The organism is Achromobacter sp. MYb9 (genome assembly GCF_002975275.1).
GTDB lineage: Bacteria > Pseudomonadota > Gammaproteobacteria > Burkholderiales > Burkholderiaceae_B > Achromobacter.
Window position 1 is genome coordinate 21,301 of the sequence record NZ_PCOQ01000038.1, and the last position, 13,344, is coordinate 34,644.

Consider the following 13,344-nt stretch of genomic DNA (forward strand, 5'->3'; position numbering starts at 1 on the left):
ATCATGTCACGCGAAAAAACCGACTTCTGGGTAGGCCTGTTTGTACTGCTGGGCGCGGTCGCGCTGGTATTCCTGGCGTTGCGCGCCGGCAACCTCAGCACGTTTTCCTTCGCCCCGACCTATACGCTATCGGCCAATTTCGATAACGTAGGCGGCCTCAAGCCGCGCGCGGCGGTCAAAAGCGCCGGCGTCGTCGTGGGCCGCGTATCCAGCATCACCTTCGACGACAAGACCTTCCAGGCGGTCGTCTCGGTGAACCTGGAAAAAGCCTATCAGTTCCCGAAGGACACGTCGGCATCGATCCTCACGTCCGGATTGCTGGGTGAACAGTACCTGGGCCTGACGGCGGGCAGCGAAGAAGAGAACTTTACCGACGGCGGAAAAATCCGCTATACACAAAGCGCGGTCGTGCTGGAGCAGCTGATCAGCCAGTTCCTGTACGGCTCCGCCGAGAAGCAGGGCGCGGCCTCCGAAGCCGAACCCGCCGCGAAAGCGCCAAATTGAAGACGATGCGAAAGACGCCGTAACGGGCTGCGCTTCACCGTCGCAATATCATAAGAATCGTTGATAGGAATGTCCTGATCATGAACAAGAACGCACTTTCCCGAATCGCCACCATCGCAGCGGCGGGTGCACTGATGGCCGGCTGCGCCGCGCCGCAGAACCCGGATCCACGCGATCCGTGGGAAGGCTTCAACCGGGGCGTCTACAAGTTCAACGACACGGTCGACCGCGCGGTCTTCAAACCGGTTGCCCAGGCCTACACCTATGTCACGCCGCAGCCCGTGCGCAGCTGCGTCCACAACATCTTCAGCAACGTCGGCGATCTCTGGTCGGGCGCCAACAGCTTCCTGCAAGGCCGCGGCCACGACTTCGTGAACACGCTGGGCCGGTTCCTGTTCAACACCACGATGGGCGTGGGCGGCTGCTTCGACGTCGCCTCGGCCAACGGTGCGCGCAAGATCCCGAACGACTTCGGCACGACGCTGGGCGTGTGGGGCTTCGGCCAGGGCCCGTACCTGGTGCTGCCGATCTTCGGGTCGTCCACGGTGCGCGACGGCGCGGGCCTGATCGGCGATTACTACGGCACGACCTACGGCTACATGGGCGTCGACTCCATCGACAACGTGCGCCTGCGCAATTCGTTGTGGGGCCTGCGCGTCGTCGATACGCGCGCCAGCCTGCTCAGCGCCACCGACACGATCGACCGCGTCGCGCTGGATCCGTACAGCTTCATCCGCGACGCCTACCTGCAGCGCCGCAACGCCATGGTGCTTGGCCACCGCGTGAACGACGACGATGCGCTGCCCAACTACGAGGACGACGACGGCGATGCCCCGGCCCAGGGCGCTCCGGCGCCCGCGCCGGCAACCAAGTAAGCTGTCGCTTGCGTTCATCGGTACAGTAAGGAGTTTTGATGCGATTTGCTTTTATTTCCCTGTTGCAACGGTTGGCCTTCGCAGGCCTGCTGGGTCTTGCCGCGGCCGGCGCCGCGCAGGCCAAGCCCAACCCCAACGGTCCTCCGGACCAATTCGTCATCGCCACGGCCAATGAGGCCCTTGATGTGCTGAAAGCCGACGGCGCCGTCAAAGCCGGCAACACCGCCCGCATCAACGAAGTCGTCAACCAGCACATCCTGCCCTACGTCAACTTCCAGAAAACGACCCGCCTGTCCGCCGGCCGCTACTGGCGCCAGGCGACGGAACAGCAGAAGACGGCCCTGGCCGACGCGTTCCGCGGCACGCTGGTGCGCACCTACAGCGGCGCGCTGACCCGCGTCACGCCCAGCACCACCGTCAAGGCCCTGCCGTTCCGCGGCGACCCCAAGGCCGACGACGTGGTCGTGCGCACCCTGATCAGCCAGGACAACGGCCAGCCCACGGGCGTGGACTACCGTCTGGAAAAGACGCCGCAAGGCTGGAAGATCTACGACATGAACGTCGAAGGCATCTGGCTGATCGAGAACTACCGCAACCAGTTCGCGCAGCAGATCAACCAGAACGGCATCGACGGCCTGATCAAGGCGTTGAACCAGCGCAACCAGTAATTCCCCGGTTCCGGCTGCCTCCGGCCCGGCGCGCCCCTAGCGGCCCGCCGGGCTGATTATTTAAGGGACGGATGATGTCGCCATCCCTACGGCTGCCGGGGCCATAGGCGCTTGCCGCCTCGGTGCGCTTATATAATGATCAATTCGCTCTTTCCGGGCAGCCCCCCGCCGTCATGTCAGCCGTCAGTCTAGAAAACGTCTCCAAGGTCTACTCGCCACGCCAGCGTGGCTGGCAGAAGTTGCTTGGGCGCACGCCCGCCCCCGGCTTTCAGGCGCTGGACCATGTCAGCCTGAACATCGAGCACGGCGAGTTCTTTGGCCTGCTAGGCCCGAACGGCGCGGGCAAGACCACCCTGATCTCGATCCTGGCCGGCCTGGCGCACGCGTCGTCCGGACGGGCCACCGTCTGTGGTTACGACGTCGTGGCCGACTACAAGTCGGCGCGGCGCGCCCTGGGCGTGGTGCCGCAAGAGCTGGTCTACGACCCGTTCTTCACGGTGCGCGAGACCCTGCGTATCCAGTCCGGCTACTTCGGCCTGCGCAACAACGACGACTGGATCGACGAGATCCTGTTCAACCTGGGCCTGGCCGACAAAGCCGACAACAACATGCGCGCGCTGTCCGGCGGCATGAAACGCCGCGTGCTGGTGGCGCAGGCGCTGGTGCACCGTCCCCCCGTGATCGTGCTGGATGAACCCACCGCAGGCGTGGACGTGGACTTGCGCCGCACCTTGTGGGAGTTCATCTCGCGCTTGAACAAGGCGGGCCACACCATCATGCTGACCACGCACTACCTGGAAGAAGCGGAAGCCCTGTGCGGCCGCATCGCCATGCTCAAGCGCGGCCGCATCGTGGCGCTGGACACCACGCAGGCCCTGATGGCTCGCGTCGGCGGCGTCGATCTGGAAGACGCGTTCGTGCGCATCATGCATCAGGGCGACGAGCCCGCCGCGCCCGCCCTGCAACCCGAAGAGATTTCCTCATGACGCCGCCCAACGCGACCGCCAGCCAACCGCTGGTGCAGCCCCGCCTGGACGCGGGCTCCGGTTTTCCGACCCTGCTGCGCAAGGAATTGCTGCGCTTCTGGAAGGTCGGCTTCCAGACCATCGCCGCCCCCGTGATCACGGCGCTGCTGTACCTGCTGGTGTTCGCGCACGTGCTGGAAGGGCGCCTGATGGTGTACGGCACGGTGCCCTACACGGCGTTCCTGATCCCCGGGCTCATGATGATGAGCATGCTGCAGAACGCGTTCGCCAACCCGTCGTCGTCACTGATCCAAAGCCGCATCACCGGCAACCTTGTCTTCATGCTGCTGCCGCCGCTGTCGCACCGCGACATGTTCGGCGCCTTCGTGCTGGCGGCCATCGTGCGTGGCCTGGCCGTGGGGCTGTGCGTCTGGGCCGTGGCGCTGTTCTTCGTATCGCTGATTCCCGCCAACCCGCTGTGGTTGCTGGTCTTTGCCGTGCTGTCCTGCGGCATCATGGCCGTGCTGGGCGTGGTCGCGGGCCTGTGGTCCGAAAAATTCGACCAGCTGGCCGCCTTCCAGAATTTCCTGATCATGCCCGCGACGTTCCTGTCCGGCGTGTTCTATTCCATCCACACGTTGCCGCCCTTCTGGCAGAGCGTGTCCCACTGGAACCCCATCTTCTACGCCATCGACGGATTCCGCTACGGATTCTTCGCGGTGTCGGACGTCTCGCCCTGGCGCAGCCTGGCGGTGGTGACGGCGGTGTTCCTGGCGCTATCGCTTTACGCGCTGCGGCTTCTGGCCAGCGGCTACAAACTCAGGAACTGACGTCCATGCTTCCCACTCCCGCGCAAGTCCGCCAATACATCGCGGACGGCCTGCCCTGTGAACATCTTGACGTGCAGGGCGACGGCTCGCATTTCGACGCCGTCATCGTCAGCACGGCCTTCGAAGGCAAGCGCCTGATCCAGCGCCATCAGATGGTCTATGCTGCGCTCGGCGACCGCATGAAGGCCGAGATCCACGCACTGTCCATGCGCACGCTGACCCCTGGCGAATATCAGCAAGCAGGCAAGTGATGGATAAGCTCCGCATCACCGGCGGCGCGCCGCTACGCGGCGAAATCTCGATTTCCGGCGCCAAGAATTCGGCCCTGCCGATCCTGTGCGCGGGTCTGCTGACCGCCGACGCGCTGACGCTTGCCAACGTTCCGCACCTGAACGACACCGCCACTATGCTGCGCCTGCTCGGCCGCATGGGCGTGCGCGCCGAGCGCGGCACGGACGGCGTCGTCACGCTGCAGGCCAACCACGTCGACAACCTGGAAGCGCCGTACGACCTGGTCAAGACGATGCGCGCCTCCATCCTGGTGCTGGGCCCGCTGCTCGCCCGCTTCGGCGAAGCGCGCGTGAGCCTGCCTGGCGGTTGCACCATCGGCCAGCGACCGGTCGACCAGCACATCAAGGGCCTGGCCGCGCTGGGCGCCGAGATCAGCATCGAGCACGGCTTTGTCGTCGCGCGCGCCAAGCGCCTGAAGGGCGCCTCCGTGCGCACCGACATGGTCACCGTCACCGGCACCGAGAACCTGCTGATGGCGGCCGTGCTGGCCGACGGCCGGACCGTGCTGGAGAACGCCGCGCGCGAACCCGAAGTGGTCGACCTGGCCGAATTGCTCATCAAAATGGGCGCCCGCATCCAGGGGCACGGCACGGACCGCATCGTGATCGACGGGGTCGAGCGCCTGCACGGCGCCGAACACCGCGTTATCTCCGACCGCATCGAAGCCGGCACCTTCCTGTGCGCCGTGGGCGCGGCGGGCGGCGACATCGTGCTGAAGAACACTGACGCCGGCATCCTGGGCGCCACGCTGGACAAGCTGGTCGAAGCCGGCCTGACCATCGAAACCGGCCCGGACTGGATCCGCGGCGCCATGTCCGCGCGGCCGAAAGCGGTGGGTTTGCGCACGCACGAATACCCCGGCTTCGCCACCGACATGCAGGCGCAGGTCATGGCGCTGAATGCCGTGGCGGATGGCACCGCGGTCATCGTCGAAACGATTTTCGAGAACCGCTACATGCACGTGCAGGAACTGCGCCGCCTGGGCGCCGACATCGACATCGACGGCCACACCGCCATCGTGCGTGGAGTGAAGCGCCTGTCGGGCGCCACCGTCATGGCCACCGACCTGCGCGCCTCGGCCAGCCTCGTCATCGCCGGCCTGGCGGCCGACGGCGACACGCTGGTCGACCGCATCTACCACCTGGATCGTGGCTACGACCAGATGGAAGTCAAACTGCGCGCCCTGGGCGCGAACATCCAACGCGTGACCGGCAAGGAACAGGCATGAAAAGTAATAGCCCCCACGCTGCGCCTTCAGCTTGCTGCCCCCACGCTGCGCCGTCGGCTTGCTGCTCCCCGAGTGGGTCCGATCATTTTGAGGCTGCCCGGCAATGAACAATGCCACCACGATGAAGCCCCTGACCCTGGCCCTGTCCAAGGGCCGGATTTTTGAAGAAACCATGCCGTTGCTGGCCGAGGCCGGCATCGAAGTGACCGAAAGCCCGGAGAGCTCCCGCAAGCTGATCCTGCCGACCAGCGACCCTGGCCTGCGCCTGATCATCGTGCGCGCCTCCGACGTGCCGACCTACGTGCAGTACGGCGCGGCCGACCTGGGCATCGCGGGCAAGGACGTGCTGATCGAGCACGCCAAAGAGCAGCCCGGCGGCCTGTACCAGCCCATCGACCTGAACATCGCCAAGTGCCGCCTGGCCGTGGCCGTGCGCAACGGCTTCGACTACGAAGGCGCCGTGCACCAGGGTGCGCGCCTGCGCGTGGCCACCAAGTACGTCCACTCAGCCCGTGAACACTTTGCGGCAAAGGGTGTGTACGTGGATATCATCAAGCTGTATGGTTCGATGGAACTGGCGCCGCTGGTCGGCCTGGCCGACTGCATCGTCGACCTGGTGTCCACCGGCGGCACGCTGCGCGCCAACGACCTGGTCGCAGTCGAAGACGTCATGCCCATCTCGTCGCGCCTGATCGTCAACCAGGCTGCGCTGAAGACCCGCGGCGCCCGCCTGCAACCGCTGCTGGACGCCTTCGAAAGAGCCGCCTCCCGCAACGCCTGACCCCCGCCCGCCGCGATGCCGCGGCGGCCGCTTTCCGCTTTGCTGCATGACGCCATGGCCCTGATCAATCGTCTTGACTCCCGCGATCCCGGATTCAAATCCGCCCTGTCCACGCTGCTGGCCTTCGAGGCCAACGAGGACGAGTCCATCGACCGCGCCGCCGCCGGCATCCTGGCCGACGTACGCGCCCGCGGCGACGCCGCGCTGGTGGAATACACGCAACGCTTCGACCGCATGCCGGGGGCATCGGCCGCCGCGCTGGAAATCCCCAAGGCAGACTGGCATGCCGCGCTGGCCTCGCTGCCGGCCGCCCAGCGCAATGCGCTGGAAGCCGCCGCCGACCGCGTGCGCAGCTACCACGAACGCCAGCGCGCCGAGACCTGGACCTACACCGACGCCGAAGGCACGATGCTGGGCCAGCAGGTCACCCCGCTGGATCGCGTGGGCCTGTACGTGCCGGGCGGCAAGGCCGCCTATCCGTCGTCGGTGCTGATGAACGCCATCCCGGCCAAGGTCGCGGGCGTGCAGGAACTGATCATGGTCACGCCCACGCCCGACGGCGTACGCAACCCCATCGTGCTGGCGGCGGCCGCCATCGGCGGCGTGGACCGCGTGTTCGCCATTGGCGGCGCGCAGGCCGTGGGCGCGCTGGCCTACGGCACCGATACGGTGCCCGCCGTGGACAAGATCGTCGGCCCGGGCAACGCCTATGTCGCCGCCGCCAAGCGCCGCGTGTTCGGCGTGGTCGGCATCGACATGATCGCCGGCCCCAGCGAGATCCTGGTCATCTGCGACGGCAAGACGCCGGCCGACTGGATCGCCATGGACCTGTTCTCGCAGGCCGAACACGACGAACTGGCGCAATCGATCCTGCTCTGTCCGGACGCCGCCTTCATCGCGGAAGTCGAAGCCGCCATCGCGCGCCTCCTGCCGACGATGCCGCGTGCCGACATCCTGCGCGTCAGCCTGGCGAACCGCGGCGCGCTGATCCAGGTCCAAAGCCTGGAAGAAGCCTGCCAGATCGCCAACGACATCGCGCCCGAGCACTTGGAAATTTCTACCGAGCAGCCCGAAATCTGGACGGCCAAGATCCGCCACGCCGGCGCGATCTTCATGGGCCGGTTCAGTTCGGAGGCGCTGGGCGACTACTGCGCCGGCCCGAACCACGTGCTGCCGACGTCGCGCACCGCGCGCTTTTCGTCGCCGCTGGGCGTGTACGACTTCCAGAAGCGTTCCAGCCTGATCCAGGTATCGCATCAGGGCGCGCAGACCCTGGGCCGCATCGCCGCCGAACTGGCGCTAGGCGAGGGCCTGCAGGCGCATGCCGCCAGCGCTCAGTACCGGATCGACAAGCCATGAGCGTCGCCGGCCGCATCGCCGGCACCGTGCGCGCCGACATCCGCGAACTGGCCGCCTATCCCGTGGCCAACGCGGAAGGCTGCATCAAGCTGGACGCGATGGAATGCCCCTACGAGCTTCCCGAAACGGTCCGCGACGATATCGCCCAGGCCGTGCGCGACACGGCGCTGAACCGCTACCCGGCCGCCGACCTGACCGCGCTGCAGCAGGCGGTGAAGGCCGCGTTCGGGGTACCCGATGCCGCCGACGTGCTGTTCGGCAATGGCTCCGACGAACTTATCCACATCGTCGTGCAGGCCTGCTGCAACCCCGGCGACACCGTGATGTCGCCGTGGCCGTCGTTCGTCTATTTCGACATGGCGGCCCGATTCGACCACGCCCGCTTCGTCGGCGTGCCGCTGACCGATGATCTGACCCTGGATTTGCCGGCCATGCTGGCCGCCATCCGCGAGCACCAACCCAAGGTCGTGTTCCTGGCCGTGCCCAACAACCCCACCGGCGGCCTCTGGTCCGACCACGACGTGCAGGCGATCATCGCGGCCGCCCCGGGCCTGGTGGTGCTGGACGAGGCCTATCAGCCCTTCGCCGACCGCACCTGGATGGCGCAGGTGCTGGACGCGCCCAATGTCGTCGTCATGCGCACGGTCTCCAAGATCGGCCTGGCGGGCTTGCGTTTCGGATACATGGCGGGCCACCCGGACTGGATCGCCGAACTGAATAAAGTGCGCCCGCCCTACAACCTGGACGTGCTGACCCAGGCCACGCTGATGACGGTTCTGCGACACAAGGACGTGCTGGACGAGCAGGCCGCGCGTCTGCGCGCCGACCGCGAACCGCTGGCCGCGGCCCTGGCGGCGCTGCCCGGCGTCAGGGTATTCCCTTCCGCCGGCAACTTCATACTCGCGCGCTTTTCCGGCAAGCTGGACGGCAACGCCGTGCATCTTGCGCTGAAAACGCGCAAAATATTGATTCGTAACTTCTCCAACGCCCATCCGCTCCTGGCCAACTGCCTGCGCATCTCGGTGGGCGCCCCGGCCGAGAACGCCGCCTTGCTGGCTGCCCTGCAAGAGATTTTGAGTGCTTAACATGCGTACCGCAGAGATCACCCGCAACACCAACGAAACCCGCATCCGCGTGGCCATCAACATCGATGGCACCGGCAAGCAGACGATCGACACGGGCGTGCCGTTCCTGGACCACATGCTGGACCAGATCGCGCGCCACGGCCTGATCGACCTCGACATCAAGGCCGAGGGCGACCTGCACATCGATGCGCACCACACGGTGGAAGACGTGGGCATCACCCTGGGCATGGCAATCGCGAAAGCGGTCGGCACCAAGGCCGGGCTGCGCCGCTACGGCCACGCCTATGTGCCGCTGGACGAAGCGCTGTCGCGCGTCGTGGTGGATTTTTCGGGCCGTCCCGGCCTGGAATACCACATCCCGTTCACGCGCGCCCACATCGGCAACTTCGACGTCGACCTGACGCGCGAGTTCTTCCAGGGGCTGGTCAATCACGCGCTGATCACGCTGCACATCGACAACCTGCGCGGCTTCAACGCCCACCACCAGGCGGAAACCGTGTTCAAGGCCTGTGGCCGCGCCCTGCGCATGGCCATGGAAGTCGACCCGCGCATGGGCGACGTCGTGCCCTCCACCAAGGGCGTGCTGTAACCGTTCGCCAAACCCACCGCACCAGGCAAAAGAAGTGACCACTATCGCCATCGTCGACTATGGAATGGGCAATTTCCACTCCGTCGCACGCGCCCTGACGTTCGCCGCCCCCGACGCGGACATCCGCATCTGCCACCAGCCCCAGGACATCGACGCGGCCGACCGCGTGGTCTTCCCCGGCCAGGGTGCGATGGCGGACTGCATGCGCACCCTGAATGAATCCGGCCTGCGTGAAGCCGTCGTCCGCGCCGCCCGCAACAAGCCCCTGCTGGGCGTCTGCGTGGGCGAACAGATGCTGTTCGACTCCTCTGAAGAAGGCGGCACGTCCTGCCTGGGCCTGTTCCCCGGCGTCGTGCGCCGCTTCTCGGGGCCGCGCTTCGCGGACCTGATCGCCGCCGACGATGAAGCCTGCCTGGCCGACACCGGTGCGGCGGGCCTGGCCGACACCCGCCCGGAACGGCTCAAAGTGCCGCACATGGGATGGAACAAAGTCCGCCAGACACGCTCTCACCCTATCTGGGACGGCATTCCGGACGACACGCACTTCTATTTCGTCCATAGTTACTACGCCGATCCGGACGATTCCGGCCTGACTGTTGGTGAAACCGATTATGGCGTCGCCTTTACCTGCGCAGTGGCGGCAGCTAACATTTTCGCGGTGCAGTTCCACCCCGAAAAGAGCGCCGAACACGGTTTGCGCCTGTATCGCAATTTTGTAGACTGGCAGCCGTAGGCCTAGAGCCCACGTGCGCCAGCCCATTCAACCCCTCTTTCTTTTTGCTGCCCACCATGCTGCTGATCCCCGCCATCGATCTTAAAGACGGGCGCTGCGTGCGCCTGCGCCAGGGTGACCTGGACGATGCAACGGTGTTCTCCGAAGACCCCGCCGCCATGGCCACCCGTTGGCTCGACCAAGGCGCGCGCCGCCTGCATCTGGTCGACCTGAACGGCGCCGTCGCCGGTAAACCGAAGAACGAAGCGCCCATCAAGGCCATCCTGGAAGCCGTCGGCGACGACATCCCCGTCCAGATCGGCGGCGGCATCCGCGACCTCGACACCATCGAGCGCTACCTTGATGCCGGCATCTCCTACGTGATCATCGGCACCGCCGCGGTCAAGAACCCGGGCTTCCTGCAAGACGCCTGCGGCGCATTCCCCGGCCAGATCATCGTCGGCCTGGACGCCCGCGACGGCAAGATCGCCACCGACGGCTGGAGCAAGCTGACCCGCCACGACGTGCTGGACCTGGCCAAGAAGTTCGAAGACTACGGCTGCGAGGCCATCATCTACACCGACATCGGCCGCGACGGCATGCTCTCGGGCGTGAACGTCGAAGCCACGGTCCGCCTGGCCCAGCACGTGCGCATCCCCGTGTACGCGTCGGGCGGCATCGCCGGCATCCAGGACATCGAAGCCCTGTGCGCGGTCGAGGAAGAAGGCGTCGAAGGCGCCATCCTGGGCCGCAGCATCTACGAAGGCACGCTTGATTTCCAGGCAGCCCAGGCCCGCGCCGACGAATTGGCAAAATGACCACCTCCAGCAGCACCCCCGGGGCCGGCGCGCCCGTCCAGAGCGCGCTGACCCGCCGCATCATCCCCTGCCTTGACGTGACCGCCGGGCGCGTCGTCAAGGGCGTGAACTTCGTCAACCTGCTCGACGCGGGCGACCCCGTCGAGATCGCCCGCCGCTACAACGAGCAGGGCGCCGACGAACTCACGTTCCTGGACATCACCGCCACCAGCGACGGCCGCGACCTGATCCTGCCCATCATCGAGCAGGTGGCGTCCCAGGTCTTCATCCCGCTGACCGTGGGCGGCGGCGTGCGCCAGGTGTCCGACATCCAGCGCCTGCTGAATGCCGGCGCCGACAAGATCAGCATCAACAGCGCCGCCGTGGCCAACCCGGAACTGGTTCGCGCCGCGTCCGACTACCACGGCTCGCAATGCGTGGTCGTAGCCATCGACGCGCGTCGCGTGTCTGCCGACGGCGAACCCGCCCGCTGGGAAGTCTTCACCCATGGCGGCCGCAAGGCCACCGGGCTGGACGCCGTGGCCTGGGCGCGCCGCATGGCGGCCTACGGCGCGGGCGAAATCCTGTTGACCAGCATGGACCGCGACGGCACCAAGTCGGGCTTCGACCTGGCGCTGACCCGCGCCGTGTCGGACGCCGTGCCGGTGCCCGTCATTGCCTCGGGCGGCGTGGGTAACCTGCAACACCTGGCCGATGGCGTCACCACCGGCCGCGCCAGCGCCGTGCTGGCCGCCAGCATTTTCCATTTTGGCCAGCACACCGTCGGCGAGTGCAAGCGCTTCATGGCCGAACAAGGCATTTCCGTACGGTTGGACTAATCATGAGCATCGAACCCGCCTGGATGGCCGACGTCGTCTTCGACGAAAACGGCCTGATCCCCGCCATCGCCCAAGACTTTGAAAACGGCCAGATCATGATGGTGGCCTGGATGAACCGCGAATCGCTGGCTGAAACGGCCGCCACCGGCCGCGCCGTGTACTGGTCGCGTTCGCGCCAACGCCTGTGGCGCAAGGGCGAAGAATCGGGCCATGTGCAAGAAGTGCACGAATTGCGCCTGGATTGCGACGGCGACGTCATTTTGCTCAAGGTGCACCAGGAAGGCGGCATCGCGTGCCACACCGGCCGCGCCAGTTGTTTTTTCCGCCGCCTGGAAGGGCCGACGGACCAGGCATCCTGGGTCACGGTTGACCCGGTGCTGAAAGACCCCGAACTGATCTACAAATGACCGATCAAACGCTAAGCGCGGCCGATATCCTGGCACGCATCGCCGACACGCTGGAAACCCGCCGCCCCGAAAACGGCGGGGATCCCACCGCATCGTATTCCGCCAAGCTGCTGGCCAAGGGCCCCGACGCCTTCCTGAAGAAGATCGGCGAAGAAGCCACGGAACTGGTCATGGCCGCCAAAGACGGCGTGCCGGACCGCATCGTCAGCGAAACCGCCGACCTGTGGTTCCACTGCCTGGTCGCGCTGACGCATTTCAAGCTGCGGCCGGAAGACGTGCTGGCCGAATTGGCCCGCCGCGAAGGCCTGTCGGGCCTGGCCGAGAAGGCAAGCCGCCCCAAAGACTGACCACGGAGCCCGGAAAATGAGCGACAACTGTCTTTTCTGCAAGATCGCCGCTGGCGACATCCCGTCCAAGAAAGTCTATGAAGACGAGGACTTTGTTGCATTCCACGATATTAATCCGGCCGCACCGGTACATTTACTGCTGATCCCTCGACGTCATGTCACATCCATGCAGGATATTACGGGCGAGGACGCAGGTTGGTTGGGTAGAATGATGTCGTTGGCGCCGCGGCTAGCAGCCGAAAACGGTTGCCGTCCGGGCCCTGATGGCGGATTTCGCATCATGATCAACTCTGGCGTCGAAGGCGGCCAGGAAGTCCCGCATTTGCATTTCCACATCATCGGCGGCTCGCGGCCCTGGAAAGGGCGCGTAGCCCCCACCGCGTAATTCGGAGAAACATCATGGGTAGTTTCAGCATTTGGCATTGGTTGGTCGTTCTGGTCATCGTGGCGCTGATTTTCGGCACCAAAAAACTGCGCAACATCGGCTCGGACCTGGGCGGCGCGGTGAAGGGTTTCAAGGAAGGCATGAAGGACGCCAACGGCGAAAAGCCGGCGGATCCGATCGCGCAGCAGCGCGTTTCCGGTGAAACCATCGACGTGCAAGCCAAGGAAAAGACCAACTCCTGAGCCGCGGCTCGTCTCCCGGGCCAGCCCTGAACGGGCCGGCCCTTATTGCTTCAATTCCCGAGCGGCCGTCGAATGTTTGATGTCAGCCTCACTGAACTGATGGTGATCGGCGTCGTCGCCTTGATCGTCATTGGCCCCGAACGCCTGCCCAAGGTCGCCCGCACCGTCGGCCACCTCCTTGGGCGCGCGCAGCGTTACGTCAATGACGTGAAGTCCGATATCCAGCGCGAAATCGAACTCGATGAACTGCGCAAGTTCAAAAACGAAATGGAAGATGCCGCGCAAGGCGTGCAGCAGTCGTTGAACGACACGCAAGCCTCGCTGCAGGAACCGGTCCAGCAATTCCGCGCGGAACTCGACGAAGTCGCCCGCGAAGCCAGCGGCAAGGTCGCGCCGGTTATCGTCGGGGACGCCTCAGTCGGGGACGCCTCAGCCGGGGC

19 protein-coding genes are annotated in these 13,344 nt (G+C 65.8%); all 19 read left to right on the top strand.

Translation table 11 applies throughout. The annotated features are described in order from the left end of the window. Positions 1–3: 3 nt before the first annotated feature. Positions 4–504, top strand: coding sequence for an outer membrane lipid asymmetry maintenance protein MlaD (mlaD, locus tag CQ050_RS29540; RefSeq protein WP_105560398.1), 501 nt, complete (start codon positions 4–6; stop codon positions 502–504). A gap of 80 nt (positions 505–584) precedes the next feature. Continuing rightward, a complete protein-coding gene (locus CQ050_RS29545) occupies positions 585–1,379 on the top strand; it encodes a VacJ family lipoprotein (protein WP_105560399.1) in 795 nt (264 codons plus the stop codon). A 38-nt stretch (positions 1,380–1,417) separates the two neighbouring features. Next, a complete protein-coding gene (locus CQ050_RS29550; protein ID WP_105560400.1) occupies positions 1,418–2,047 on the top strand; it encodes a phospholipid-binding protein MlaC in 630 nt (209 codons plus the stop codon). 173 nt (positions 2,048–2,220) lie between these two features. Further along, on the top strand, positions 2,221–3,033 hold the full coding sequence (locus CQ050_RS29555) for an ABC transporter ATP-binding protein (RefSeq protein WP_105560401.1): 813 nt from the start codon (positions 2,221–2,223) through the stop codon (positions 3,031–3,033). Then, positions 3,030–3,842, top strand: a complete 813-nt coding sequence (locus CQ050_RS29560; protein ID WP_105560402.1) for an ABC transporter permease — start codon at positions 3,030–3,032, stop codon at positions 3,840–3,842. Before CQ050_RS29555 ends, CQ050_RS29560 begins: the two co-directional genes overlap by 4 nt. A 5-nt stretch (positions 3,843–3,847) precedes the next feature. Beyond that, the gene (locus CQ050_RS29565) at positions 3,848–4,093 is read left to right on the top strand and encodes a BolA family protein (protein ID WP_105560403.1); all 246 of its coding nucleotides are present in this window, start codon (positions 3,848–3,850) and stop codon (positions 4,091–4,093) included. Continuing rightward, positions 4,093–5,361, top strand: a complete 1,269-nt coding sequence (murA, locus tag CQ050_RS29570) for a UDP-N-acetylglucosamine 1-carboxyvinyltransferase (RefSeq protein ID WP_105560404.1) — start codon at positions 4,093–4,095, stop codon at positions 5,359–5,361. The genes CQ050_RS29565 and murA overlap by 1 nt, the downstream gene beginning before the upstream one ends. A gap of 103 nt (positions 5,362–5,464) precedes the next feature. After that, positions 5,465–6,142: an ATP phosphoribosyltransferase gene (hisG, locus tag CQ050_RS29575; protein WP_100853529.1), complete on the top strand. Its 678-nt coding sequence runs from the start codon at positions 5,465–5,467 to the stop codon at positions 6,140–6,142. 54 nt (positions 6,143–6,196) lie between these two features. Then, positions 6,197–7,501 carry a histidinol dehydrogenase gene (hisD, locus tag CQ050_RS29580; RefSeq protein ID WP_105560411.1) on the top strand — a complete coding sequence of 435 codons (1,305 nt, stop codon included), beginning with the start codon at positions 6,197–6,199 and terminating at the stop codon, positions 7,499–7,501. Further along, positions 7,498–8,586: a histidinol-phosphate transaminase gene (gene hisC / locus CQ050_RS29585; protein ID WP_105560405.1), complete on the top strand. Its 1,089-nt coding sequence runs from the start codon at positions 7,498–7,500 to the stop codon at positions 8,584–8,586. Before hisD ends, hisC begins: the two co-directional genes overlap by 4 nt. A gap of 1 nt (position 8,587) precedes the next feature. Further along, positions 8,588–9,175 carry an imidazoleglycerol-phosphate dehydratase HisB gene (hisB, locus tag CQ050_RS29590; protein ID WP_006216836.1) on the top strand — a complete coding sequence of 196 codons (588 nt, stop codon included), beginning with the start codon at positions 8,588–8,590 and terminating at the stop codon, positions 9,173–9,175. Positions 9,176–9,209: 34 nt separating this feature from the next. Next, entirely contained in the window at positions 9,210–9,908 is a 699-nt protein-coding gene (locus CQ050_RS29595) for an imidazole glycerol phosphate synthase subunit HisH (RefSeq protein ID WP_105560406.1), read from the top strand. 56 nt (positions 9,909–9,964) lie between these two features. Beyond that, positions 9,965–10,705, top strand: coding sequence for a 1-(5-phosphoribosyl)-5-[(5-phosphoribosylamino)methylideneamino]imidazole-4-carboxamide isomerase (gene hisA, locus CQ050_RS29600; RefSeq protein WP_046805342.1), 741 nt, complete (start codon positions 9,965–9,967; stop codon positions 10,703–10,705). After that, entirely contained in the window at positions 10,702–11,523 is an 822-nt protein-coding gene (gene hisF, locus CQ050_RS29605; RefSeq protein WP_105560407.1) for an imidazole glycerol phosphate synthase subunit HisF, read from the top strand. Before hisA ends, hisF begins: the two co-directional genes overlap by 4 nt. 2 nt (positions 11,524–11,525) lie before the next feature. Then, the gene (gene hisI / locus CQ050_RS29610) at positions 11,526–11,930 is read left to right on the top strand and encodes a phosphoribosyl-AMP cyclohydrolase (protein ID WP_105560408.1); all 405 of its coding nucleotides are present in this window, start codon (positions 11,526–11,528) and stop codon (positions 11,928–11,930) included. After that, positions 11,927–12,277 (top strand): phosphoribosyl-ATP diphosphatase, encoded by a 351-nt coding sequence (locus tag CQ050_RS29615; protein ID WP_105560409.1) that lies wholly within the window; start codon positions 11,927–11,929, stop codon positions 12,275–12,277. The genes hisI and CQ050_RS29615 overlap by 4 nt, the downstream gene beginning before the upstream one ends. Before the next feature lie 16 nt (positions 12,278–12,293). Further along, positions 12,294–12,662, top strand: a complete 369-nt coding sequence (locus CQ050_RS29620; RefSeq protein ID WP_006224531.1) for a histidine triad nucleotide-binding protein — start codon at positions 12,294–12,296, stop codon at positions 12,660–12,662. A 14-nt stretch (positions 12,663–12,676) separates the two neighbouring features. Then, positions 12,677–12,904: a Sec-independent protein translocase subunit TatA gene (gene tatA, locus CQ050_RS29625; RefSeq protein ID WP_006216828.1), complete on the top strand. Its 228-nt coding sequence runs from the start codon at positions 12,677–12,679 to the stop codon at positions 12,902–12,904. A gap of 72 nt (positions 12,905–12,976) precedes the next feature. Beyond that, positions 12,977–13,344: Sec-independent protein translocase protein TatB (tatB, locus tag CQ050_RS29630; RefSeq protein WP_105560410.1), on the top strand; the 368-nt coding region annotated here is incomplete at its 3' end.

Excerpts from the sequence above, each read along its gene's own strand:
- mlaD (WP_105560398.1), top strand. The coding sequence starts at position 4 with ATGTCACGCGAAAAAACCGACTTCTGGGTAGGCCTGTTTGTACTGCTG.
- CQ050_RS29545 (WP_105560399.1), top strand. The coding sequence starts at position 585 with ATGAACAAGAACGCACTTTCCCGAATCGCCACCATCGCAGCGGCGGGT.
- CQ050_RS29550 (WP_105560400.1), top strand. The coding sequence starts at position 1,418 with ATGCGATTTGCTTTTATTTCCCTGTTGCAACGGTTGGCCTTCGCAGGC.
- CQ050_RS29555 (WP_105560401.1), top strand. The coding sequence starts at position 2,221 with ATGTCAGCCGTCAGTCTAGAAAACGTCTCCAAGGTCTACTCGCCACGC.
- CQ050_RS29560 (WP_105560402.1), top strand. The coding sequence starts at position 3,030 with ATGACGCCGCCCAACGCGACCGCCAGCCAACCGCTGGTGCAGCCCCGC.
- CQ050_RS29565 (WP_105560403.1), top strand. The coding sequence starts at position 3,848 with ATGCTTCCCACTCCCGCGCAAGTCCGCCAATACATCGCGGACGGCCTG.
- murA (WP_105560404.1), top strand. The coding sequence starts at position 4,093 with ATGGATAAGCTCCGCATCACCGGCGGCGCGCCGCTACGCGGCGAAATC.
- hisG (WP_100853529.1), top strand. The coding sequence starts at position 5,465 with ATGAACAATGCCACCACGATGAAGCCCCTGACCCTGGCCCTGTCCAAG.
- hisD (WP_105560411.1), top strand. The coding sequence starts at position 6,197 with ATGGCCCTGATCAATCGTCTTGACTCCCGCGATCCCGGATTCAAATCC.
- hisC (WP_105560405.1), top strand. The coding sequence starts at position 7,498 with ATGAGCGTCGCCGGCCGCATCGCCGGCACCGTGCGCGCCGACATCCGC.
- hisB (WP_006216836.1), top strand. The coding sequence starts at position 8,588 with ATGCGTACCGCAGAGATCACCCGCAACACCAACGAAACCCGCATCCGC.
- hisA (WP_046805342.1), top strand. The coding sequence starts at position 9,965 with ATGCTGCTGATCCCCGCCATCGATCTTAAAGACGGGCGCTGCGTGCGC.
- hisF (WP_105560407.1), top strand. The coding sequence starts at position 10,702 with ATGACCACCTCCAGCAGCACCCCCGGGGCCGGCGCGCCCGTCCAGAGC.
- hisI (WP_105560408.1), top strand. The coding sequence starts at position 11,526 with ATGAGCATCGAACCCGCCTGGATGGCCGACGTCGTCTTCGACGAAAAC.
- CQ050_RS29615 (WP_105560409.1), top strand. The coding sequence starts at position 11,927 with ATGACCGATCAAACGCTAAGCGCGGCCGATATCCTGGCACGCATCGCC.
- CQ050_RS29620 (WP_006224531.1), top strand. The coding sequence starts at position 12,294 with ATGAGCGACAACTGTCTTTTCTGCAAGATCGCCGCTGGCGACATCCCG.
- tatA (WP_006216828.1), top strand. The coding sequence starts at position 12,677 with ATGGGTAGTTTCAGCATTTGGCATTGGTTGGTCGTTCTGGTCATCGTG.